The 24,152-nt window shown below is 54.1% G+C and carries 23 protein-coding genes; 7 read left to right on the top strand and 16 right to left on the bottom strand.

Annotated features, from left to right (window positions below; all coding sequences use genetic code 11):
- Positions 1-32: 32 nt before the first annotated feature.
- The 14 genes from QEH53_RS17295 to gspG form a co-directional block, all read right to left on the bottom strand.
- Positions 33-215, bottom strand: a complete 183-nt coding sequence (locus QEH53_RS17295) for a hypothetical protein (protein ID WP_309024467.1) — start codon at positions 213-215, stop codon at positions 33-35.
- 159 nt (positions 216-374) lie between these two features.
- A complete protein-coding gene (locus QEH53_RS17300; RefSeq protein WP_309024468.1) occupies positions 375-1,073 on the bottom strand; it encodes an ABC transporter ATP-binding protein in 699 nt (232 codons plus the stop codon).
- A complete protein-coding gene (locus QEH53_RS17305) occupies positions 1,070-2,323 on the bottom strand; it encodes an FtsX-like permease family protein (RefSeq protein ID WP_309024469.1) in 1,254 nt (417 codons plus the stop codon). Before QEH53_RS17305 ends, QEH53_RS17300 begins: the two co-directional genes overlap by 4 nt.
- A 62-nt stretch (positions 2,324-2,385) precedes the next feature.
- On the bottom strand, positions 2,386-3,636 hold the full coding sequence (locus tag QEH53_RS17310) for a type II secretion system F family protein (RefSeq protein WP_309024470.1): 1,251 nt from the start codon (positions 3,634-3,636) through the stop codon (positions 2,386-2,388).
- 20 nt (positions 3,637-3,656) lie between these two features.
- Positions 3,657-5,348, bottom strand: a complete 1,692-nt coding sequence (locus QEH53_RS17315; protein WP_309024471.1) for a GspE/PulE family protein — start codon at positions 5,346-5,348, stop codon at positions 3,657-3,659.
- Positions 5,349-5,355: 7 nt separating this feature from the next.
- Complete coding sequence (locus tag QEH53_RS17320) at positions 5,356-5,928, bottom strand: hypothetical protein (protein WP_309024472.1); 573 nt, start codon at positions 5,926-5,928, stop codon at positions 5,356-5,358.
- Between the two features lie 13 nt (positions 5,929-5,941).
- Positions 5,942-8,179: a secretin N-terminal domain-containing protein gene (locus QEH53_RS17325; RefSeq protein WP_309024473.1), complete on the bottom strand. Its 2,238-nt coding sequence runs from the start codon at positions 8,177-8,179 to the stop codon at positions 5,942-5,944.
- Positions 8,180-8,187: 8 nt separating this feature from the next.
- Positions 8,188-8,766 (bottom strand): hypothetical protein, encoded by a 579-nt coding sequence (locus QEH53_RS17330; RefSeq protein ID WP_309024474.1) that lies wholly within the window; start codon positions 8,764-8,766, stop codon positions 8,188-8,190.
- Positions 8,766-9,953 (bottom strand): hypothetical protein, encoded by a 1,188-nt coding sequence (locus QEH53_RS17335; RefSeq protein ID WP_309024475.1) that lies wholly within the window; start codon positions 9,951-9,953, stop codon positions 8,766-8,768. The genes QEH53_RS17330 and QEH53_RS17335 overlap by 1 nt, the downstream gene beginning before the upstream one ends.
- 26 nt (positions 9,954-9,979) lie before the next feature.
- Positions 9,980-11,011 carry a type II secretion system protein GspK gene (locus QEH53_RS17340; protein ID WP_309024476.1) on the bottom strand — a complete coding sequence of 344 codons (1,032 nt, stop codon included), beginning with the start codon at positions 11,009-11,011 and terminating at the stop codon, positions 9,980-9,982.
- On the bottom strand, positions 11,008-11,673 hold the full coding sequence (locus tag QEH53_RS17345; RefSeq protein ID WP_309024477.1) for a prepilin-type N-terminal cleavage/methylation domain-containing protein: 666 nt from the start codon (positions 11,671-11,673) through the stop codon (positions 11,008-11,010). The genes QEH53_RS17340 and QEH53_RS17345 overlap by 4 nt, the downstream gene beginning before the upstream one ends.
- Positions 11,670-12,158: a prepilin-type N-terminal cleavage/methylation domain-containing protein gene (locus QEH53_RS17350; RefSeq protein WP_309024478.1), complete on the bottom strand. Its 489-nt coding sequence runs from the start codon at positions 12,156-12,158 to the stop codon at positions 11,670-11,672. Before QEH53_RS17350 ends, QEH53_RS17345 begins: the two co-directional genes overlap by 4 nt.
- Positions 12,142-12,672: a prepilin-type N-terminal cleavage/methylation domain-containing protein gene (locus QEH53_RS17355; protein WP_309024479.1), complete on the bottom strand. Its 531-nt coding sequence runs from the start codon at positions 12,670-12,672 to the stop codon at positions 12,142-12,144. The genes QEH53_RS17350 and QEH53_RS17355 overlap by 17 nt, the downstream gene beginning before the upstream one ends.
- Positions 12,673-12,709: 37 nt before the next feature.
- Positions 12,710-13,156: a type II secretion system major pseudopilin GspG gene (gene gspG / locus QEH53_RS17360; protein ID WP_309024480.1), complete on the bottom strand. Its 447-nt coding sequence runs from the start codon at positions 13,154-13,156 to the stop codon at positions 12,710-12,712.
- A 186-nt stretch (positions 13,157-13,342) separates the two neighbouring features.
- Here gspG and QEH53_RS17365 point away from each other — a divergent pair, with 186 nt between their 5' ends.
- The 6 genes from QEH53_RS17365 to QEH53_RS17390 all read left to right on the top strand — a co-directional run bounded on the left by QEH53_RS17365 (position 13,343) and on the right by QEH53_RS17390 (position 21,699).
- On the top strand, positions 13,343-14,047 hold the full coding sequence (locus tag QEH53_RS17365; RefSeq protein ID WP_309024481.1) for a YceH family protein: 705 nt from the start codon (positions 13,343-13,345) through the stop codon (positions 14,045-14,047).
- Between the two features lie 281 nt (positions 14,048-14,328).
- On the top strand, positions 14,329-14,919 hold the full coding sequence (locus QEH53_RS17370; protein ID WP_309024482.1) for a hypothetical protein: 591 nt from the start codon (positions 14,329-14,331) through the stop codon (positions 14,917-14,919).
- A 54-nt stretch (positions 14,920-14,973) separates the two neighbouring features.
- Positions 14,974-16,092, top strand: a complete 1,119-nt coding sequence (locus QEH53_RS17375) for a rod shape-determining protein (RefSeq protein WP_309024483.1) — start codon at positions 14,974-14,976, stop codon at positions 16,090-16,092.
- Positions 16,093-16,530: 438 nt separating this feature from the next.
- Positions 16,531-17,169 carry a response regulator transcription factor gene (locus QEH53_RS17380; RefSeq protein WP_191615586.1) on the top strand — a complete coding sequence of 213 codons (639 nt, stop codon included), beginning with the start codon at positions 16,531-16,533 and terminating at the stop codon, positions 17,167-17,169.
- A gap of 186 nt (positions 17,170-17,355) precedes the next feature.
- Entirely contained in the window at positions 17,356-19,740 is a 2,385-nt protein-coding gene (locus QEH53_RS17385; protein WP_309024484.1) for an ATP-binding protein, read from the top strand.
- A gap of 186 nt (positions 19,741-19,926) precedes the next feature.
- Positions 19,927-21,699 (top strand): endo-1,4-beta-xylanase, encoded by a 1,773-nt coding sequence (locus QEH53_RS17390; protein ID WP_309024485.1) that lies wholly within the window; start codon positions 19,927-19,929, stop codon positions 21,697-21,699.
- A gap of 120 nt (positions 21,700-21,819) precedes the next feature.
- Here the strand turns inward: QEH53_RS17390 and QEH53_RS17395 are convergent, their stop codons facing one another.
- Together QEH53_RS17395 and QEH53_RS17400 are read right to left on the bottom strand one after the other, a co-directional pair.
- Positions 21,820-22,740, bottom strand: a complete 921-nt coding sequence (locus QEH53_RS17395) for a uracil-DNA glycosylase (protein ID WP_309024486.1) — start codon at positions 22,738-22,740, stop codon at positions 21,820-21,822.
- Positions 22,737-23,333 carry a riboflavin synthase gene (locus QEH53_RS17400; RefSeq protein ID WP_309024487.1) on the bottom strand — a complete coding sequence of 199 codons (597 nt, stop codon included), beginning with the start codon at positions 23,331-23,333 and terminating at the stop codon, positions 22,737-22,739. The genes QEH53_RS17395 and QEH53_RS17400 overlap by 4 nt, the downstream gene beginning before the upstream one ends.
- A gap of 164 nt (positions 23,334-23,497) precedes the next feature.
- On the opposite strand from QEH53_RS17400, the gene QEH53_RS17405 reads away from it, so the two are divergent.
- Positions 23,498-24,139, top strand: a complete 642-nt coding sequence (locus QEH53_RS17405) for a hypothetical protein (RefSeq protein ID WP_309024488.1) — start codon at positions 23,498-23,500, stop codon at positions 24,137-24,139.
- The last annotated feature ends 13 nt before the right edge of the window (positions 24,140-24,152 follow it).

Here is a 24,152-nt window from a genome sequence, read left to right on the forward strand (position 1 = left end):
AAGTTTAGCCGTTCCTGTCAGGGAAAAAGCAGTTAGGCGAAGCGCGAATCCTCTCGGTTTACAGAGCGAGGGTCTTGGCGCAGCTTGATAGTGGAAGCATTCGAAGGACTACCCTTCGCCTTGCTACCAGCGAGCAGCCTAGGCAATGCGACGACACCAGCCACGACGGCGGCGATCGCAAGAAGAAATGATTTGCGGGAATTTTCGGAACTCACTGAGCAGAAGGTTAGGCGTTAGAGGAAACGGCAGTGAAAGAGCCGCGAATCGAAAGGCAAATAAAATGTTGGCGACTTTAGTCCACCTACCAAGGGTTATTAGCTGAAGTGCATTCAATTAATTGCGCTTCTAATAACCATGAGTAGCATAGATGCAAATCAATCGACAAAAAGACCGTCCTCCATGCGCAATATCCGGTCGCATTTGGATGCGAGTTCCGGATTGTGCGTAACAATGAGCACCGCCTGTCTATATTCTTTGGCAAGACGCGTTAGCAGATCAAATACCATCATGGAATTCTTCACGTCGAGGTTTCCCGTCGGCTCATCGGCTAACAAAACGCTCGGGCGGTTCGCAAGAGAACGGGCGATGGCAACCCGCTGCTGCTCCCCTCCCGACAATTGAGAAGGGCGGCGATGGGTTTTGTCACCAAGGCCGACCTGTTGGAGCAGTTCGGTAGCGCGCACCAGCATCTCAGATTCCCTTAGTTGGCCGAGCTTTCGCATAGGCAGGACCACGTTTTCCAGAGCCGTGAACTCGGGCAATAAAAAGTGAAATTGGAAGACAAAACCGATGTGCTCGCACCGTACTCTGGTATGAGCTCCGTCCCGATCTAGCGGTACCCCCTCTCCGCAGACCGAAATATCCCCTCCATCCTGCCGATCCAATAAGCCGAGTAAGTAGAGGAGCGTACTCTTGCCGCAGCCCGACGGGCCAACTACCGCTGAGACCTCACCGCGTCGAAGCTCAAGGTCGACACCTTTCAGAACGTGCACGCGGGATTCCCCTTCCCCGAGGTGCTTGTGCAAACCGCGACAAGCCAAGGCGATTTCGGAGGATTGGGCAACAACACTCATGTCGCCGTCCCCCGAATTACATCCCCTGGAATCAAGCGAGCTGCGCGGCGAGCCGGGGCCAAACTGGCAAAAAGCACAATCACCACCGCGGTTACGGCTGCCCAAAAGTAATGCATAGCCGACCACTCAACCACGTAGCTATCCGTCGAAAAAATACCTCTCACGCGAAGGGGCAGATTCGAGACTCCAAGGGTCACGCCTGCTCCCAAGGCGAACCCCAGAAATACGCCAAAGACTAGGACGATGCCACCTTGCCACAGGAAAATCGCCGAAATGTCCGCACGGCTATAGCCCATGGAACGCAAGATCGCGATCTCTCGGGTCTTCTCCATGACAATCATCACCAAGGTATTGAACATCCCGAGTCCCGAAATCAGGATGATCGTCGAAACCGTAATCACCGCCGATACCTGCAAGGCCTTGAAAACGTCGAGCCAAACCTTTTCGCGATCTTGCCAAGGAGCAGCCGAATGCTGGACCAGGTTTTCAATCACCACGGAGTCATACTCAGCTCGGTCGCGGTCGAACACGCTCACCTGAATAAACGTTACCCCATGCGGTCGACGCAACAGAGAGCGAGCTTGGTCCAAGTGCATGAAAACGCGGACGCGGTCTATGTCAGATACACCTGTTTCGTAAACCCCGCTCACCCGATACCTGCTTTGATCTCCCCTACTTTCTATTATAATAGAGTCGCCAACGCGCGCCTGCAGTCGGTCGGACAGCTTTCGCCCAATCAAAATACCCGTAGGCGACTGCCGAAATTCTTCGACACTCCCAAAAACGATCTGGTCTTCGAGGTCAGACACCGCGAGATGCTCGTTGAGCACGATCCCGTAGACTTGAGCCGACTCTGTGCGTAAAGGGCTCTGGACTTCGACCCTTCCTTTCAGCACCGACGAAGTCGCTGCCACATTCGGGATCGTACGCAAGGCGTCGATCACCCTCTCGGGATACTCTACTCCCTCCACGTAGCGACGGTTGCCGCGGTCCGCTACGAAAAACTTGGAATCCGCCCGGGTAGTGGACGCTGCCTCCATCTGGGCCAATGTCGTCTGAAACTTGTCCTCAATTCGAATAGCGCCATCCGTCCCCAAGATCGTCCGAATAAAAAACTCTTCGAACCCGCTCAGCTGGGCCTGGGTCACGATGAAGAAGCCGACCCCGAACGCGATGCCACAGAGACTCATCAGCATCGATCGCTTTTTAGCCAACAGGAACCGGGTTGCTATTTGAATGTTCGGACTCATCGAGGGAAACGCGAAGAAAGGCGGATTTCCTCCTCTGCTTCAACTACAAGTTTACCACTCGTCTATCCGGACAAACTGCCACTGAGCTGGAAGACGGCAGAGATAATTCCCAGAGCTACCAATCCGACAAACAAGAACACGAAGATCAAAACCCCAATCGAAACGACTCCGATGAAAGACTTGATCGCCCTGTCTACACGCTCTGAATACTGACGGGAAAGCTGCTTCAAGCCTGGTACTACGTTACCTGTGTTTTCTCCTACGGTAAAAATGTCCAAAGCCATACCGTCGAGATAGCCGGTTCCCTTGAACGCATTGGAGAGCGAGGTACCTTCCGTCACTTTTCCACGCGCATCCACAAAGCGCTGTCGCATAGCGTGGTTCGTCAACGAGCGCTCAGACATTTGCAAAGACTGCACCATCGTTATTCCGTTTTCCAAAAGGAGCGAGAGCACCTGAACCAGCCGCAACACTTGCACATCCCGCAAAAAGCTACCCAACACCGGAAGCCCCAAGATAATCTCATCGAAACGCACGCGACCTGGCTTGGTTTTGCGCCAAGATAAAATCGCCGTAACGCCAAACACCGTCGCGATAATCACTATCCAACCGTAGCTCAGGGCAAAATCGGCCAATCCGATCAGCAGCTTGGTCGACATCGGCAGATCCCCTCCCAATGACGCCAGCAAGCCCTCGATCTGCGGAAGCAGAAAAAAGAGAAACAACAGTACCAAGCCAAAGGCGACCACCATCAAGAATGAAGGATACGCCATCGCGGTGCTTAACTTGTTCTTGATCACCTTAGTTTCCTCAAGGTTCGCAACCAAGCGCCCAAGCACGTTGTTCAAGTTTCCCGTAGCTTCACCCGCTTCGATCAAGCTCACCATGCTATCGTCGAAAACCTCCGTCTGCTTACGGCACGCTTCCGACAACGAGCGGCCCTGCCGGACGTCATCCCAAAGTACATTAGCCAAACGTTTTTGCGACGGATCGTTAAGACGAGAGCTCATCAACTGCAGCGCGTCGCCTGCCTGAACACCACAAGCGAGCAATTCCTTCAGAGTCGTGAGGAACGGCAAAGTGACATTGCTATCGAGCTTACCCGCTCTTGCTGAACGAGTGAGAGATGACAACCCGAAGCCATCGCCAGACTTGCTACCGCCCGCAGCCGAAGCTCCACTCTCCTTCACGGAAATCGGCCGAAGGCCTTGGGCACTGAGCTTGCGTACCACTAGCTTCCGAGAAGCGGCATCCATCTCGCCTCGAGTGGACAAGCCCGCGGCATCTCTAGCATTGTATTTAAAAATCGGCACGGGTCTTTAGCCAAAATTGCTCATTCGCCTTCCTTCACGGAAATCGTTCGCACGACCTCTTCCAAGGTCGTGAGTTTTCGCTCCACCAAATTCCAACCAGACTTGCCCAAGGAAACCATGCCCGCCTGCAAGCCGAGGTGACGTATAACCGGGGCCGCCTCGCGGCGGACGATCGGGTCGTGCATTTTTTCTGTCACCCTCAGAATTTCGTAGATACCGATACGCCCCTTGTATCCAATACCCCGACACGTCTCGCAGCCGCAACTTTCCGGCAACTGCGAGATACCGCTTGCAAGGGAAGGATCGAGATCCAGAACACGCAAGGCATCCTCCACCTCCTGTGGCTCAGCCGCACGCATCGCCATACAGTTTGGACACGCCCTACGCAGCAGACGCTGGGCAATTACCATCTCGACACTGGAAGCGATCAAGAAAGGCTCTACCCCCATATCGATCAAGCGCGTGATCGCGCCCGCCGAATCATTGGTGTGCAAGGTCGAGAAAACCAAGTGACCGGTGAGCGACGCTTGAACCGCTATATCAGCTGTTTCGCGGTCACGGATTTCACCCACCATGATTACGTTCGGATCCTGACGAAGCACATGACGCAATGCCTCCGCAAAACCGAAACCGATATCAGGCTTTACTTGGATCTGGTTGACACCCGCGACCTCGTACTCGATCGGGTCCTCCACTGTGATAATGCGGCGGTCATGTGAATTGATCGAGCGGATGAAAGCATTGAGCGAAGTCGACTTACCTGAACCAGTTGGCCCGGTGACCAGGATGATGCCATGCGGTAAATTCAGCACGCGATTCACTACCTCAGAATCTCGATCCGACATGCCAAGTTGAGCAAGGCTGAGCGGTTTGTCTTTCTTATTCAAAAGACGCAGGCTGATGCTCTCGCCATACATGACTGGCATCGTCGAAAGACGGATATCCAAAGTCGTGGAGCCGATCCTGTGGTTGATACGACCATCCTGCGGCAAGCGACGCTCAGAAATATTGAGCTTCGCCATAATTTTCAGGCGCGAAACGATGGCATCCTGAAAGCGTCTCAAGTTTTCGGGTACAGGCACCGGCACCAACAAACCGTCGATGCGATAGCGGATACGAAGGTGATCCTCCATTGGCTCGAAGTGAATGTCCGTCGCTCCCCCAGAAATTGCTTGGTTGAAGACTTCATTCACAAATCGAATGATCGCAGCGTCTTCGTCTTCCTCTTCTTCGACGTGCTCTATCGCAAGTTCTGCTTCCAAATCGAATGAATCGTCGAGACTCTCTGCACCGACCCCTAAGTTCTGCGTAATGAAATTGGAAATACGTTCCGGATGGGCAATCATCCAAACCGGCCGTTCGCCACAAGCCGCATAGACCCAATCGTCCATTTCATCGCTAATGGGCCAGCTCGTAGCTAAAGTAAATGGCGAATCCTCGTCCTCCTCACCACTGAGACCAATCGGGACACAATGAAACTCGTGCAATATTCGAAGAGGTACCTTTTGCAAGGCTTTAAGGTCGAAGAGGCTGGGTTCAACTTGGTCGAATCCACAATACTCGGCGAGTTCGGAAACCAAACCATTCAAGCTCCGGCCTGCGTATCGGGCGATAAGCTCCAATCGCTCGCCCCGCCTCGCTTCTGCGATTTCAGCAAGTTGATCGTCGTTTAATTCAAACTTGCCTTCGAAAGCTGTATCTAGAAGTTGCATACGTAATCTAGTTCGCTCCTCCATTGTTTCGCTCTTCCAATTGCTTCCGACGCTCCGCGCGTCTGCGACGTATTTCCTCCGCAACTCGCTGGATACGGGCACGCGCTTCTTCGTCTGTCTCTACACTGCTTGAAGTAGTGGGACGGGTAACATTTCCAACGGCAGGAGGCACGACTGGTGGCGTTCTGGGCGGAGCAATCTTTAGAGGCTCGATTTTCATCTTATTCAATGAGAGCTTCTTCTGCATACCCGCCTGGGCGATCACCACCGTTTCACTCTCTTCATCGAATCGTTGAAAGCTGATGCCGTACTCGCCAAGCTGGCCTTGGCGTATCCAGAAGCTCTTGTTTTCCTTGGAGTCGAACAGGCTAATCCGGACGTTGCCGTTCATGACCATCAAGCCGTTGAACTGAAACCGATCGAGCGACGTTGGCGCCGTGTTCTCGACGACCGTGTCCGCGTTCGCTTGAGGAGCAGGTGTCGCGAAAGGGTTGATATCTGCAGCGCCTTCATCAGCGACCTGCCCGGAAGCAATAGCTGTTCCGGCCAAAAGAATAACGAATAGATACTTCCCCTTCATTCCAAGCCTTCTCCTAGTCTCCCTTACCCTTAGCTGAGCGAGCTTCGCTCGGAGCTTCCCTTGGCTGCGTGACGTCGACATTTCCCGTTCTCAAAAAGTCTTCGATCGCGCGAGCGCCCTCCATCTCACGCAACTTTTTCATAGCATCGGTGTTCACATCATCCGTCGTACGAATGATTTGGGGACGCAGGAACACCATCAACTCGCTCTTGGTGCTTTCCTTGCGCTTCGTCCGGAATAATTTTCCTAGCAATGGGATATCCCCTAACAAGTGAGCTCGAGAACGGCCAGTATCGAGCTTGTTCTTTTGCAAACCACCTAAGACAACCATTTCTCCATTGGAAACACTCACGTAGGAAGTTGCTTGCCGTTTGCTAATGATCGGTTGCACATTCCCGCCAATCGTTACATCGCCGGAAATATCGTCGATCGTTTGATCGATCTCGAGCTGAATAACATCGTTCGGCCCGATCAATGGCGTCACCACCATTTCGATCCCGATATTTTGGTATTGTACCGATTGCCTAAAAGTATCGGAGATGGATGAGTTCTGAGAACTAGTAATGATCGGATAGGAAACCGCTTCGATGATCTTTGCCTCCTTGTTATGGGTCGTGACTAAGGTCGGAACCGAAAGCAGCTGCACATCGGAATCCGTGCGAGCTTGGTTTATGATAGCGGTTAACGATAAATTCGAAATAACACCATCATCGTAGTTGAATGTACCTCCCACCCCTAGTCCTAGAATATTCAACCCAGGAACTTCGTTTTCACCCAGGCCTGGAATTTCCACATTGCCCGATCCATCTACCTGCTCGTCGTAGAAAATCTTAAACGCGTCCATCCCACGATTGAGCCCTCTCGATTCGTTCAGGTTAACCTCAGCGATGATGACCTCTATACGTACTTGTGGAAGCAATACGTCAATCTGCCCGACAAGCGCACCCATCAGTTCTAGATCGCTCCGCGTCCCCGAGATGACGAGCGCATTGCTGCGTTCATCCGCAAGGATCGTCATAAAGGTGCTGAACTGACTATCGCGCTCTTCACCCGTACTCGGATTCGAAGCGTTCTGATTGTTGTTCCGAACCACATTATTGATCGGAGAAGCGTCATTGGTGTTCGAGAAGGTCGGGTTGCCGGCACCTGTCCTACGATTATTTCTCGTATCCGTGTTTGCACTACTATTGGTCCGATCATTGGTGTCCCCACTGGTCTTGCCAGAAACGAACTGGCTGAGGAGAGATGCCACTTCGGTGGCATCCGCATGCTTTAGAGGGATAACCTCCATACGCGTCGAAGGGTCCGCCTTGATATCGAGCTTTTGGATGATGTCTTCGAAAAACTTCAAGTTGCTAGGCGCCGTCATGATAATGATCTGATTGGTACGGTCGTCGGCAGAAATGGCCGTATTGGATCCGAAAAGGATCTGACTTATCGAAGCGCCTTCTCCCGAAACGACCGTAGGTGATGCTTCTTCCTCGGCGTTGTTTCGCGTTCCCGCATTATTTGGCCTTCCGGAGTTCCCCCCCGTCTCGTTGCCAAAGCGGCTTCGAGCGTCCTCGATCATCTGTTGGACTTGCTGAGCAACCTCACTGGCTTGAGCGAACTGCAACGTGTAGAACGCTGGCTCGATATTGAGGCGGGAAGGCTTGTCCACTTCGCTTACCACATACTCGAGGCGCTGCAGGTTGCTTATGGTATCGGTCACGATAACCGCGTTCGAGTTTTGGAACGGAATGATCGAACTGAAGCCAGGACTGAGAAATTGCTGGATCTGCTGCTGGAAAGTTTGCGAATCCAGATGTTGAAGACGGAAGAGCTTGCTCACGACCTTGCCGCTAGCTGGACGCTCGGCGAGACTTTCAACTACCAATTCGGGGGCTTGGGTACGAATTTCGCTTAGTGGAACTACCTTCAAGAAACGCTCTCCCAAGGGAGAAATTCCGATGCCGTTCAAGCTGAGCAAACTCTCTAATGCCAGCGTCAGCTCACCGACCGTGATTTCGCCGCCGCTATCGAAAGTTATCTTCGGTGTGGGCAATGCCTGCGGGCGCAAAACCGCGCGCCCAGTCATCTCGGATAAAATCTCCAAGGTGCCCTCCAGCTCTTGGTCCACTACCTTGTAGTTCGCGACCTTCTCGTCAGGATTCGGTATCACACGAGCTAGACTCTCGTCTTGCGCGTTAAGGTTGGAGGCTGAGCCAAAGGCGCAGGCGATCGCCAGGATCGCAGTGATTAACTTTTTCACCCAAATTCTCATTTCGTGTATTCGATAGACTTAAAAACGTAGCGGACGTTGAGGAAGTCGTCGTCCCGCTCCTGCGCTTGAATCACCACTCTATCCAAACTGAGGTATGGCAGCTCCGCTTTGATCGTTTTCGTAAAGTTCTTTATTCGCGAGTATGTCGCCTTTTGGACGACGAGCTGAAAGGTGTGGAAATTCATTTCTGCACCAACTTCCGTGCGCGGTTCGCTGAAGTCGAAGGTGGAAAAACCGAAACGACGCACGAGCGCATCTATCTGACCGCTCACCTCGTCTCGACTCGGCAAGGAAGTGAGATCGATCGCTGACTTTTGCGATTCATAAGTAGCCCGGTGGCGGGGCTCCTCGTTCAGCCAATTTTCCTGGCCAGCTTCAACAATGCCTGCATCCCAATGCTGATCTTGAAGGAGAGACTGGCGCTCCAATTGCCAGGAACCCCAGACCAAAACCAATGCGAGCGTAAATAGCAGTGCCAGCACCTTCTCACGCATCGTCATCTTGAAAAAACCGCGCCGAGCTTTGACGAGGCCAAACGAGACGCGTGACGCCAAACTTGATTCCTGAGTGCCCATCACTGCCCCCCTCCCGCGAGTTGATAGAAAGCGCCAAACTTGAAGCGGATCGTCGTGGTGAAGGTCGAGCCCGAGGGTTTGTTAACCTGCTTCGATAACTCGACCGAGGCAATCTTGTCGAAACGCTCGAGACGTTTCTTGAATTCGGTGACCTGAGTCTGGTTGGCAGCCTTAGCATCGATGACCAGCACATCCGGCCCCTCAGTCTCGAACTTTCTGTATACGATATTTGGATACTGCTGCAGCGGTATCAAGGCGTCGATCATTTCGAAAGGCTGCAGGTCAGATTCCAGGAAGCCTCGTAAGGTGTTGCTGGTCGCCTGCAGGCTTTGAATTTCCTGCACCAGCGGGGTCATTTCCGCGATTTTCGAATTCCGATAGGAAAGGTAGGCAGCACTCGCTCCCCAAAACAACTCACCGAGTAAAATGATTCCAACCAATGCGGCGATTCCTCCCAGCCCTTTCCATAGAAGGGCGTTCTGGCGTTCCTCCTTCTGAGCTTGATCGACTTGCTCTTGGTCTCGCAAATCGGCCTTCCAAAGCTGTGCTCTGCTGAAATCGACCTTGGCGACCGGAAAATCGCTGGAGTCGACCGCGCCAAACCAAGCGGTTTGCCCTACCCACTTAGCTTCCGTATTCGCGTGCCAAATACGAACTCTTGACATCTTCAGGCGACTCTTAGCAACCGACTCGAAGCGAACAATCTGGCTCATCAAGGAGGGCGGTTCCTCTCCCTCGTCGCCTTCGAACTCTAGAGCCTCAGAATAAAACGCGGCTGGCAACTCGGACTTCTCATCGAAGGAGAACGCAGCAAGCGACTTTTCCGTCACGAGAATCAAACCCGACTCTCCGCTTTTCGAGCTCGTGTGCAAACCGAGTAGAAAGTCTGGCAATATAGCATCCCTGCGCCGCCAAGACGTCTGATCGACCTTTTCGAAGCGGCGCTTGTAGGCGGCGAAAACAAACGCGAAGCGCCCTGCTCTGTCTAATCGATAGCCGTAGTGCAGGTGGTCGAGTGGAAAAGGCGACAGGTTCTCCAGCTCCAAAAGCGCAAAGCCTTCCTCTTCCCCTTTTTCTAAATCAGAGGGGATTTCGATGCGGCGACAGAAAAACCAGTGGGCGGGCGCCAAGAAGGCATCCAGCTCGTAGGCTTGGGCTTTAGGTTTTAGTTTCGGGGGAAAAGGCACGACAAGCGAAAATCTCTAGGCAAATGTTATATGGGTCGAGCATTAATAGAGCCCGGCTGTTCCCTCAAATCGAGGAAAAGGAAAGGATAGCGAAGGTTCCCTTCACTTTGTTGTAAAGCTGGCGCCTCAGCGTCGAGGTTCATAGTTCCAATCAAGCTGTAGCTATAACCTCCTTCGCTGACCGTGACCTTGATTGTTAGCACCGAAATCTGGTGCCCCAACGGGGCCCCTTCCGGTATGTCCACCAGTACCGCAGCCACATCGTCAGCCGTCGCAAAATAGTTGTCGTCGGCAGTATCCAACTGGCCGTCGAAACCCTTAAGGAATTCGTCGATAGCTTGCTTATCGAACTCGTCAAGGTCCGCGATAGCCCGCAGAGCCAGCGACGAAGCGGCGTTCACGTTGAGCGACGTTACCTCGTAAACGCTCACCGCTTGCTCCAGTTGCCTGAAGACAGGCAACGGGGATCCGTTATCATCGAAGAACAGCTCCTGAAATCCAAAAAGGTAGCGCAACTCGTCAAGAGACATAAGCGGCTGATTCGCCGGTCGCACATCCAGTTCGAGGGAGCTGTACTCACGTGACTCCGCTCCTTCGATCCGCGTCTCATCGTCGCCATCGATCCAATCGAGCAAGACGTCGCTCAAGCGGGAGCTAATATCTAGGTCGAAGCCGAGTTCGTCGAAAAGTAAAATCAGCGAGTCTCGATCCAGTGTATTGATATTTACTTTACCGCTTTCATCTACGAATTCGAAGCGCACCTCCAATCCCTCGCGCAGCACGATATTCGCGTAGTCCAACGGGTTGCCCCACCCTTGGCTGGGTGCATAGAGAGCGGTATCGATCGCTTTCACGTCAGCGAGTACCGCTACCGCTATCTCCATCATAGACCACGCCTCCTTGCGAAGCTCCGCTCGCTTTACGTAGTAGCCCTCACCTTTGATTTCCACCTGAGCCTTTTCGATGAACATCGTGAGGGCAAACGATACCACCACGATCAGCACCAGAACCAAGAGCAATATCGACCCGCGCGTATCCCTGTTCCCTGCTAAACTCATAGGATCGGCGTCCCTTCCATGACTTTGGGCAAAATAAGCTGCCGCTTAATTTCCTCACCCTTGAAGATGAATTTCAGTACGATCCGCTCCGGCATCAAGTAAGAGTCGTCCGCCTCCTGCTGTGGCGTCTCCTCGATCTGCCACTTAGGGTTTTCCTCCTCGTAGTTGATATAGTGATACTCGACTCCCTTGACGAACGGAGAAATCAGAGTGCGGCGCGGCGGTTCCTCGTCAAAGTCCTCCTCCAAACGCGAACGCCAGCGCAAAAACAAGCCATCACCTTCGTCGAACTCTAGCGAGCAAACGATATGCGGCAACGGGCTCTCCGGCCAAATCAAGGCCCCGGGACTCTCCTTCAACTCGAAACTCAGGAAAGACTCACGCGTCGAATCGTCACCTTCCCAATTGAACCAATAGAGCGACTCATTTGCATCGGCCGCTTCGTCGTAGCGCTGGCTCGCCTTTTGAAAACTGGTCTCGATGAAGCGGGACACACCACGGGCGTGCTTTTCGAATAGACGCTCGTTTGAACCAACGCCCCAAAGCTCTGCCATGCTGAAGAGAAAGGCAGTCATCGACACGACAATCATCGCTCCCAGTGCCACCGCAAGCAGCACCTCGAGCAAGGTGAAGCCAGACTTGTTTTTCCGATGCCTCATCATTGCCGGATATTCAGCTGCCGATCCAGCAACCGCTCCCTCGTTTGGGCTCTCAACTCGTCTCGTTCCGTTGGCTCGGACCAACTCGGCCGCGTCAGGTAAAATCTTTCCGTCGCCTCTCTCGCTCCGTTTTCTGCGTCATCCGGATCCAACTCAACCGAGAGCGTCACCAGAAACAAATCCGCCACCGCAGTCGGCTCGTACTCCAACGACCAGCGGGCTAGGCCATGTTCGCCGGTGACGACATCGCCTCCCTCTTCCAATTCCTCGATGTCCGCAATCATGAGGGCCTGCCGCCGAATCGCCGCCATATCTTGCTCCAAACCTTGGTTCAAGCGAGTGCCCTCGATTGCCATCAGCGTGTTGAGATAGGTCATGGAGAAAAAAGTCACCGCCATGAAAAACAGAGCCAACGACACCAATACTTCCAACAAAGTGAAGCCGGCCGCTCGGCTTCTGCGGAGTCTCTCTCTAGATTTCCACAGCATCTTCATTCGGGTTTACGAGCTGCACCCCTGTCCATGGGTCCATCTGGAACCGCGTCTCGAAGTCTGCGATCTTCATGGAAACCTCGAACGGCGAACAGGTCCCGTCCGCAAAGAAACCGACCTTCACGATCTCACGCTTCTCTACGAGTCGCCCGCCGATCAGCACGTAACTGTTCTCCGGAGCTACCTCCACGAAGCTGACATCGATATCCAATTCCACGGGAGATTCGATTTCGACAGGGAAAGCTTCAGCCGCCCCGCCAGAAATGACCAGAAAACGCCTACCCTTCGGATCCCATTCTAGAAAATGCGCTTGTTGTTTGAATACAGCTCCAGTTCGGGCCGATTCCACCGCTCGCCAATACTCCCGTTCGAGCGTTTCCATCTCCCCGTCTTTCATGAGCGTGTTGATGTTCAACACAAAGACCGTCGAAAACAGCCCTATCAACGCCAGAACCAAGAGCAGCTCGAACAATGTAAAGCCACTTCGGCTGACTTTGGAAATTCGCGTCATGCAAGCCCTGGCAGTAAGCTCTCCTTCACGGAGGTACCTACTGCTTCCAATTTCCGATATCGTCTCCCGACTCTACACCGTCAGCACCGAGTGAATACAAATCGTAGCTCCCCGGATTCTTGGATCCAGGGAAGCGGTATTTGAAATCCCTTTGCCACGCATCGAGCAAGGAATCTTGGCTTTCGACATAAGGCCCGCGCCAGCGACCGCGATCGCTAGACGGCTTGGTCAAGAGAGCCTGCAATCCTTGCTCAGTCGTAGGGTAGCTCCCTGTGTCGGTCATGTATTTGAAAAGAGGAACGCTCATGGAGTCTTTGATCTTCATGCGAGTCAGCTTTTCCTTCTGGTCTCCGAAAATGCTGCCAGCATTGACCACGACCACCGAAACCAGCAATCCAATCAAACCCAAGACTAGCAAGATTTCCATCAACGTGAAACCGGATTTCCTACCGCGAAAGCTATTTCTCCTCTTCATACAACTCATTCAGATTCTAGTTTTTGGGGATTGTCTCTCAGAGTTCCAAACGGAAGCTCGACCCGTGTAAAGTGTTTATAGACTTACGGCTTTGCAACAATGTTGCGCGGAGCTAGCTTTGACGCCATTTTACCAATCACTCTTTAACGAAACAGACGTTCCACCCCAGCCCAAAAAACGAAAGCGCCTACACCCATGAGCGATGAAAACCCACTCCCCCACGAGCCACTTTCCCTGATCGAAACCCGTATCCTCGGTTGCCTCATCGAAAAGGAAGCCACCACTCCTGACCTATACCCGCTTACTCTCAACAGTCTCATCAACGCCTGCAACCAGAAGAGCAACCGCTCCCCCGCGCTCGAGCTAGAAGAGGAAACTGTATCTGCTGGCCTCGAATCCTTACGCCACAAGAAGCTCGCCCTACTGGTCACCCAAACCGCAGCCCGTGTCGCAAAGTACAAGCACAGCCTCGACAACCATTATCCACTGCCCAGCCCTCAAGTTACCATCTTGGCGGAGCTCCTTCTGCGGGGACCCCAAACAGCGGGCGAGCTCCGTACCCGCTGCGAACGAATGTACCACTTCGACGGCCTCGACACGATGCGAGACGAGCTGCAGCAACTCGCGACGCGCCCGACCCCGTTGGTGATGGAGCTACCTCGCCAACCTGGCAAGAAGGACGCAAGGTTCGTCCATCTTCTAGCAGGCCCCCCAAACTTAGAAGAACTCGCCACACCTTCAGCAACCAGTAGCGGCCCGGTCAAAGTCGATCTCGCCATCACTCTCCCCGCCGAGGCCGAGGCCCGCATCGCCGCCCTCGAAGCCACCGTATCCGAACAAGCAGGAGCCATTGCATCTCTCCGCGAGGAGCTGTCGGCCTTCCGCTCACAATTCGAATAGCTCGTGCCTCCAAAAGTGCTTGAGCTCTCGCTCGGCTCGGAGCACAGGAGGACGGAGACTGCTGCCGGGCACGTGTTTACTGACTCGCTCCTCCTCTAGGGCAACTTAGTAGCCGCACCCTAGGCAAAAAGGGTCCAGCCTGCGGAAAAAGCGGTACCTTTCTGCCGATTTCCCACTGGGACAATTTTTCCTCAGACCTCAGAAAGATTGTCAATCAGCGACTTACATAAGTTGGCGCGACCATAGCTAAGTTTGCCGCCGTAAACCTTATGATCGCATCGATGAAAGTGACAGAAAGAGCGCAGGAGCGCTGGGACGCCATAGTAACGCGTTTCCGCCACGCCTGTATCCTCCACCGTGATGGCAAGGAGTGGGAATCGCGTCGCATCATCAAGGAGGAGCTGCCTCCCCTCATCAAGCAGTGGATGCAGATGCTACCCTCAGGTTTGAAGGAAGACGCCAAAGCAGACCTGCGCGACATGTTCACCCGCGAGCAGAGCATCGTCGACCAAGGCCAGAAGCTGCAAAGACTTTTCAAGGAAACCCTCGTCAAACGCATCATACCGCAAGTCGAAGAGCGCATCGCTGCCAAATACCGCTCCCTCTACGTCACCCGGATGGAGCAACAGAAGGCCAAACGCCAAGAGGAACTCGCCGGCTCTTGGGTCCGACCTACCTACAGCGACGAGAAAAAGCCTATCACCTTCGGCTTTCAGGCCGGCGACCGCCGCGTGAAGCTCGGAGACGTCAGCGAGATGATCGATGCCCTACAAGGAGCTGACAACGAAATCCTCGCCAACGAAATCCTCTCACTCGACGACATCGTGCAAGAAATGAACGACGCCCAAATCGATCCTATTCTGAAAAGCTAGTTCCGCACGATACGTCCCCTGCATCAACGAAACGAAATCTAACCGACCACGAAAATGAGTATCACAACATCCAAAACCGCACCCAAGAAAACACAAGCGAAGGAGACCGAACAGGAACTCCTTCTTGTCGGGCTCGACCTCGGCACCAACACCACCTGCATCCAAGTTGCCAAGCCTACGACCGGAAAGGTTATCGCCTCTGAGCTCATCCCCTCCATCGTCGGCTACACCACCGAAGGCATCCTTCCAGGCATCATTCCTGGCGACGCAACAGCCCTCTACGGACAGCTCGCGCTCAAGTACAAGCTTCACCTCAATCTCATCCAACCTCTCCGCGACGGTATCATCGCAGATATGGATGCAGCTCGCGACTTTCTCGTACACATCAAGGAAACAGCCGGTATCTCTCCTGACGCAGAAGTACGTGCCGTAATCGGCATGCCGGCCAACGCCGACACCGAAGCGCGCGAGAACACTCGCCTCGCAGTCACCGGCATCTTCGACAAGGTCATCCTCATCCCTGAGCCCTTCCTAGCCGCTCTCGGTAGCCGCGACGAAGCCCAGCTCGTCAAGGCCAACTATGTTGACCCAGTCTGCAACTCCCTCTTCGTGGACATTGGCGCCGGCTCGACCGACGTCTGCCTCATCCAAGGCTACTACCCGGACGCCGAGGACCAAATATCTTTCGCTTTCGCAGGCGACGCTGTCGACGAGTCCATCCAAGACTCTCTTCTGAACAAGTACCCAGACAGCCAGATCTCCATCGCCAAGTGCCGCGAGATCAAGGAAAAGCACTCTTTCGTTCAGGGTTCTACCCAGCACGCGACGCATCCCGTCATGATCAGCGGCAAGATCAAGCAGCTCGAAGTGTCCGATGCTGTCGGCACCGCTTGCGACACCTTGCTCAAGAAAATTTACGAAGCCGTCCGCAATCTAATAGTAAAGGCTGACCCAGACAGCATCCCTGACCTCCTGCAGAACATCATCATCACCGGTGGCGGAAGCATGATCAAGGGACTCGACTCAGCCCTGCAGAAGCTCCTTTCCGAGGAGGGCTTCGAAGGCTGCAAGGTCACCAGCGTGGGCGAGGACTACAAGATTCGCGTCGCGACCGGCGCCATCACAGCAGCATTCCAAGCTAAGGAACGCCAATGGCAGACCCTGCTCCGATAGAACATTTTTAGGTAGTAAGTAGATAAGGTAGCAACAACGCCCCTCACAATTTGTGGTGCAGGAATAGGATGGCGGGCTCTGGGAAACCGGGGCCCGCCTTTATTTGTGCAGCTTCTTTGGTCCGTCCATAGACTAAACCAGTTCGTTCAGCTGGCATGCACCCAGCATTCACCCTAGCGGCAGTCGAAGAAAAGAGCTTGCGCCCATTGGTACTAGCACCTGCTCCGCCCCCTAATCTTGTTTTACTAGGAATTTTACGTCCGCCCGGCTAAACCGCCGAAATGCCCGAAATCTCCGGCAAAATGGTGCTCCTCCCCTCTAACCTATCCGCAAGAACCCATCGACGCAGAGCTTTTCACTCCACGGAACCTGCGCATTGGCGCTTAAGAAAAAGATCCGCTGTCCGTAATTCAAAGGAGCAAAAGGAAATCTCTTATAATGAAAAGCGTCGTAATAATTGAAGATCAAACCGCAATCCGAGAAATGGTCTCTGAGTTCATCTCCATGCTTCCGGGCTACGAGATCGTGGGCTCATTCGGGACTGGAGAAGAAGGATTGCAAGGGTGTATCAAGCTAAAGCCCGAGACCGTTATCCTCGACGTCGGCCTTCCTGAGCTCAGCGGAACAGAAGTTCTGCGTGGCCTAACCCTGCATGTCCCCGGTGTGAAAGTACTCGTATTCTCTGGTAGAGCGAGTTCCGCTAACATCCGCGAATTGCTGTCGGCCGGAGCACAAGGATACGTCGACAAGATGGACGGGTTCGATGAGTTCAAGAAAGCTCTCGATATCATCTCTGGCGGAGGCACTTTCATCGGACCGAAGATGGCTAGCGTCATGCGCTCGCTCATCCTCAATCCAGATGCCGCTTCCAGCGAAATCCCTCTATCCGATCGCGAAAAGCAAATCTTGCAGCTCGTGGCCGAGTCTTTCTCTACCAAGGAGATCGCATCCCGCTTGAACATATCCGTTCGTACCGTGGACAACCATCGCACGAACATCATGCGCAAGCTAAACCTGCACGACGTAGCAGCGCTCACCCGCTACGCCATCAAGCACGAGCTCATCTCGCTCACTTGATCCGCCGCGCAGGATTTTTAAAAGAACACCTATTCCACTCAAAGCATCACCGGTACGGGTGGCCAAGACGGCCCCGATCGATGACTTTTTCTAACAGCCGCGTTCGGGTTTCACCACCCGATCGCGGCGCTGAGCTAAAAGGATTTAGCTCACACTATCAGATAGCACCACCCACGGACGGACAGAATGCTTCGCGAAAGCAATAGCAACCCTACTCAACAGCCTGCAGGATCACGTCGTACTGACTTATCCAGGATACCAGGCGAGCCCCCCTTTGCCTCGGACCGCATATCCAAGCAAGGAACGACTGCACCTGCCCTGAATTGGAATTTCTTCGCTGGCTTGAGCACCGCCGGCGAAAACGCAGCCTACTCGCTGCACAACGGCAAACTCACTTTCGTCGACTGCGACCTAAACACTGACCGAGTGTGGGGACTCGCTCCAGGGCAAGCCAAGACGACCAGCCTCGCGCTCCTCGTCAACGACGCGCCCGCCCTCAAGGATTGGCTATTTAGCATCGATCCCGATACCACTGCCCCCGACTTCAAGGCTTCCCTCGCTGCCCCCGGATCCACTGGCCATGCTCTTCTGCTCAAGGCCTTCCCTCTCTTCGTATCTCCGGATCCAGAGCGGAGCCGCATCGTCATCAAGGCAGTGCAAACAAATGAAGCACCTGAGAGCGCTAAGGCATTCCCGGTAAACCTAAATCTCTCTTCGACCCACGAATTCAACGGACGCTTCAAAACCGCATCCCTTTCTTGGGCCGACCTTCTCGGCACTGGCATCGAGCAAGTCCGTGAACTCAATCTTAACGACATCGTAGTTCCGGCCGATTCCGATCGACTCGCAAACTATCTCGCCGAAGCCAAAGAATCTGACTCGGTCAAGTCGTGTATCGTCCGGCTTCGAGCCGATGCAGGAAGAATAAAGTCCGTTCTGCTCTCTGCACGCCATGACGCTGGAAACAGCAAGCTAGTGATCGAAGCGAAGAACATGACCGTGGAGGGAAACAACCCCGCCATGGACCTGCTCAAGACCTCCGTCGAACTAGTGAAGGAATCTGTCCTCCTTCTCATGCGTTCAGGACCAAGCTTCCGCATTTGCTACGCAAATAGAGCTTTCGAGCACATGACCGGCTACCGCTACTCGAAAGTAGCCGGATCCTCGCTCGCCTGCCTGCACGGCCCAAAGACCAACGCCCGAGCAATCCTCGCCATCGAGGAGTGCCTGCAGGACCAAGCCGAACACAACGGCAACATCCTGTTGTATCGTAAAAGTGGAGACGCCTTCTGGGCCAATGCCTATCTCACTCCCCTCCGCGACGAATCAGGCACCGCCAACTATTTCGCCGTCATCCTCGAAGACGCCACCGAAGTCCGAAACGTCTCCGACGAACTCGCTAAGAAAAACGTCGAGCTTCACGACGCCCTGAAGGACCTGAAGGAAACCCAGAAAAATCTCATCCAACAGGAAAGCCTGCGCGCCCTCGGGCAAATGGCCTCCGGAATCGCGCACGACTTCAACAATCTGCTCGCTCCCATCCTCGGCTTCTCGGAGCTGCTCCTTACTGTCCCCAAAACCATGCAGGACAAAGGAAAGCTCACTTCCTACTTAAAGAAAATCCAGACCGCCGCCCAAGACGGTGCGGCAGTGGTGAGTCGCCTCCGCGAATTCTATCGTTCCCAGAACAGTCCGGAAGAGTTCATCCAAATCCTTCCCGACGAACTACTCTGGCAGGTCAAGGAACTCACCCGCCACAGATGGAAGAACCAGGCGGAGGCGAAGGGCCTAAATATCGATTTTCAGATGAGTATGTCATCCGGCCGCCCTATCTTGGGCAATGAGCCGGAACTCCGCCAAGTCTTCACCAACCTCATAATCAACGCGGTCGACGCCATGACCCACGACGGCGGCATCACCGCTAGCGTGGCCGATAGAGACGATAAAGTTCGCATCACCATCGAGGATAGCGGCTGCGGCATGAACGAGGAAACCCGCCAGAAGTGCCTCGAACCTTTCTACACGACCAAAGGCAAGCTCGGAACCGGCCTGGGACTCTCCATCGTCTTCGGTGTCGTCCAGCGCCACCACGGAACTTTTAACATTGAGTCCGAAGAAGGCGTAGGCACTCGGATCATCATGGAATTCCCAGCGGTCAAACGGAAAATCAGGGAGGAATTAGATGTGTGCTCCAATACCAAAATGAGATCTCTCCGCATCATGCTCGTCGACGACGAGGAAGTCCTCCTCGAAGTCATCTCCGAACTCCTCGCCAGCGGAGGCCATACTGTCGACGTCTACGGTGACCCGAACAGCGCCATCAAAGCCTTCGAGCACAAGAAATACGACCTCGTCATAACAGACCGGGCCATGCCGCTGATGAGCGGAGACCAACTCGCCGCCGCCATCAAGCAGGTCGCTCCGCAAACCCCAATCTACATGATCACTGGTTTCGGCGATATGATTAAGGACACCGGCGAAAAGCCCGAGTACATCGACGAAGTCCTCGCCAAGCCCGTCCCCCTCGACGTGCTGAACCGCAAGCTGGCGGAGATTGCCTCCAAAAAGTAAGCCAGCCAAAGAGCCAGCTTCCCCTCTCCCGCAGTAGGCATCAAAAAGCCATTCGATTAGCGGTGTCTAATACAGTCTAATAAGAGACTGCACACGGGTCCAGATCAGCAAGACTTGGAACCCGCAATGCGCTAGGATTGTCGTCCGGTCATTCACGTATCCGACCCCGACCCAATACCCGAGCGCATGAAATCAGTTGTACTACCCCTTCTTCTCGCATTCACATTGCACCTGCCCGCAGGCGGACAAGAGATCGCTCACCGAAAAGCAGACCTGACAGTGCAGGTCCAGTCGACTTCCGGCGCTCCGATCGACGGCGCCACCGTCGAGGTCGAAATGCTAAACCACGCCTTCCGCTTCGGCTGCGCCGTTGAGCACCGCATCATCGACCCCAACTCGAACGACTACGACCCCTTTACCGTCGAGAAGCTCCAGGAATACTTCAACTCCGCCACCTACGGAAACATCATGAAGTGGAGTTACTACGAGGACCGCACCGAGGAGGTGAACCTCGCCATTGCCGCCCTTCCCCAAACCTTCAACGCCTTCGACGGACCGGATAAGCTCCGCCTCCGCGGACACGTCACCATTTGGGGCGCCGATTACCAGCTCCCCGCTCAACTAAAAAACAACCAAAACCCCAGCGCCGAAACCGTCCACAACCTCATTATCGACCACGTAGAAGCCTACCACACCACATACAAAGACGCCGGCATCGACAGTTTCGACTTATACAACGAGCACTTCAACGTCCCCGAGCTACTCGTCGACCGCATTGCCGACAAAAACGATACGGCAGCCCAAGCCGCCGAGGTTGCCACTTGGTTCAATAAAGCCAAAGATGCCGATCCAAGCGCCAACCTCTTCATCAACGATTTTAACATTCTCAACGACTGGAGCGGGACCGACAACCAAGTAAAAGCCTACAAGACTTTCATCGACGCGGTCCGCGACGCTGGCGGCCTTATCGACGGCATCGGTCTACAGGCTCATATGGATCACCCCAATATCCCCAAGGCCGTAATCGTTCGCCGCCTCGATCTGCTCGCGGCACCGATGGCTCCCACCGAAAACCACCCCAACGGCCTACCTGGGCTCCGCATCGAAATCACAGAGCTCGATATGGCCGTCAAGAACGAGATTCACAACGCCAGCTGGGTTCCTTGGACAACCCCCACCATGGAAGACCAGGTCGCCCTCACCGACTCCGTGATCACCGCCGCCTTCGAACACCCAGCCGTCGACGGCATCACCATATGGGGACTAGACGACCTAACTCACTGGCGCGGCAACTCCATCATGTACGACAACATGGCGGAGGGCAGTACGTCGAACAACCGTATTCCCGAGGATCCCGCGCTCAAAGAAACCGGCCAACTCTGGATAGATAAGGTCAAAGGCGAATGGTGGGAAGACCACAACGGCAGCTCGTCCTCTACGGGCAAATACGTCGCCAACACCTTCAAAGGCACCCACCGCGTCACCGTAACCTTCAATGGCGAGACCAAAGAGCAAATCGTCTCCCTCACCGACAGCGGCACCACCACCTTCCAATTCGCCGCGGAAGCCGCCGATGCCACCACCTACGACGCCTGGATAGACTTCATCGATTGGGGCCAAGCCTCCAGCCTCCGCGACGCTGACCCAGACCAAGACGGCCGTACCAACCTCGCCGAATTCGTCGACGGCACCGACCCACTCGCCGACGACCGGGCAAAATCACCCCGTATCATTGCCAGTGCTCCAGCTGACACCTCCATCCAGTACTCCCTCCGCGCCGCCGACACTTCCCTCGCAGTCACCATCTACTCCTCGCCAGACATGGTAAACTGGACCCTCTACCCTGTTGCTGAACGCATCTACTTTCCCTCCATCGAGGACGGCATAGCCACCTACACCATCCCCATTCCCGAGGTCGAAAAAACCACCTTCTTCCAAATCCGCATCTCCGAAATCTAGACGGTACACGACGGTGTGGCGCGATACAGCCTCGGCTCGTGCCAGCTCGTCTACAATCTGTCGGACGAAACTCGTCTAATTCCCTCGATCCTCACCCGATAGACCGCTCCTGCTAACGCCCTAAAGAAAAAAGCCCTGCTGCCGGTCGCTGATCTCCATCCCTGCCTTTTCCATCACCTTTAACCAATCCTCCCAAGCGGATCGCTTGTCGCGCTTGGTGTCATTGCGCAATAAATACGATGGATGGTAGGTCGGCATCACTGGCACACCTTCGAAGGTTTGCCACTGTCCTTTCAATTCCCTCAAAGAGCGGAAGGAATCCGCGCCCAACAGCCCCTTGGCTGCGGTAGCGCCGAGCGCCACGATCAGCTTCGGTTTCACAACTTCTAGCTGAGCCTTCAAGTAAGGCAGGCAAAAATTCATTTCTTCAATCGTCGGCGGACGATTACCCGTGGGAGTCGGCATCTCGGGACGCCAATTCATGATGTTGCCGATGTACACGTCTTCGCGCTTCAAGCCCATGGCCCCAATCATCTTGTTCAGCAATTGGCCGGCCTTGCCGACAAACGGCTCACCCTTGATTTCCTCATCCGCGCCGGGTGCTTCTCCACAGAAAAAAATATCCGCATCCAAATTTCCGATACCAAAAACAACCTTCTTGCCAGGCTTCACCCGCTCGTTGCAAGTCTTGCACTCAAGCACCTTCTCACGCAGCGCCTCCCATCGTTTCCGTTTATCCCCTTCGGGTAAGAGAATGCTCGGCGGACGAGGGAGCTTGGCGCCGTAAGTTTGTTTCGCCGCTGCTTTTTTCGTATCGGTCTTTGTCTCGACCAAGACCTTATCGAAGTCCTTCACGCTGGCAGAGCGCACGCGATCAGGAATGGAATCCAAGACTGCTGCTCGCGTTGTCGCAGCAACCGGTGAACCTTTCGAAAACTTCTTGAGCGACTGTATTGCCGCGTCGGATACATTGACCCGAGTAACGCCAGATTTCCGCAGACGCTTCAACTCCTCTATCAATGCCTCGACTTCCGCTCTCATGCGTTTCTCTGGGCCACTATCTTTTCGGTATACTTGGCGATCAGATCAAACTCTAGGTTAACCGAATCCCCTTCAGAGCGTTCACCGATGGTGGTCACCTCCAAAGTATGCGGGATTAGCCAGATTGTAATCAGACGATCCTCAACTTTCGCCACTGTGAGCGACATTCCATCGATTGCGATACATCCCTTGTAAACAAGGTACTTCTCGAATCCGTCCGGAATCTCAATCTCCAGGATGACATCCTTACCTTCCGTACGCAGCGTCTTAATCTCGCCCACGCCATCGATGTGGCCCGATACAAAATGTCCGCCAACCCTTCCGTCAAATCGCAAGCTGCGCTCAAGATTCACCGACCTCCCCACTGCAATGTCGCGAAGGTTCGTCAGCCGGCGCGTCTCCTCCAAAACATCGAAGCTCAAGACGCCTTCGCCGATTTCCACCACCGTGAGGCAGCAACCATTCACCGCAACGCTGTCGCCCAACGAAACGCCAGCGCCGACGACCTCTACTCCCACACGATAACGCCATGATCCAGCGCGTTCTTCGCAAGACAAGACCCTGCCTTTTTCCTCTACGATTCCGGTAAACATAAAACCGGATCACCATGCCTATTGACTCCCTCCTGTCCAAGCTCAATTCGAGCCTTTTCTGAGCAAGTTTCGTATTGCTTCTTATAAACCTATATAGGTTTATATTACAACTATAAACCTTTTATGGTTTACTTATAAGATATAAACCTTTTTAAGTTTATCTTGTGATTGCAGTACTCACAGGAGACATCGTAGGGTCGCAGGAGCTCAGCGAGTCTAAGCGCGAGCAGCTTCAGGCCTTCCTAGAAGAGACGGCAGCCAGCACGGACCTCAGCGCCAACATCGAGGTTTTCGCTGGAGACAGCTGGCAATGCGTCTGTCACGCGCCCGAATCAGCGATCCATCTCGCCGTGGCGATCCGTTCCCACCTCTTCGGCAAAAGAGGGATCGATACCCGCGTCAGCATCGGCATCGGCACCTACGAGAACCTCCGTCCCGAAAAGATCTCTCTCTCCCAGGGCGAAGCTTTCGTTCTTTCGGGAAGAGGTCTGGAGGAAATGCCACAGGAGCAGAGGCTCAGCATCCAATTTGGCGGCAATCTCCCTCTCCCCACCCAAGAACTCATCCACGCAAGCGTGCTGCTCCTGGACGGTATCACAGTCAACTGGACAGCTAAACAGGCACAAGCCGTCGCCCTCTCGGGAGGAAAGTTGAACCAATACGAACTAGCGGAAAAGTTTGATCCACCCATTTCCGCTCAAGCCTTCGGCAAGCACCTTGCCAAAGCCCGATGGAAACTCATAAAACAAGCCCTCACATCCATTTCGCACGGACTGCACGAAGCTCTCAAAGAAACTGAGAAATAGCCCCAGAAAACCT

Origin of the sequence: Pelagicoccus sp. SDUM812002 (assembly GCF_031127835.1) — a bacterium.
In the GTDB taxonomy this organism is placed as follows: Bacteria; Verrucomicrobiota; Verrucomicrobiia; order Opitutales; family Opitutaceae; genus Pelagicoccus.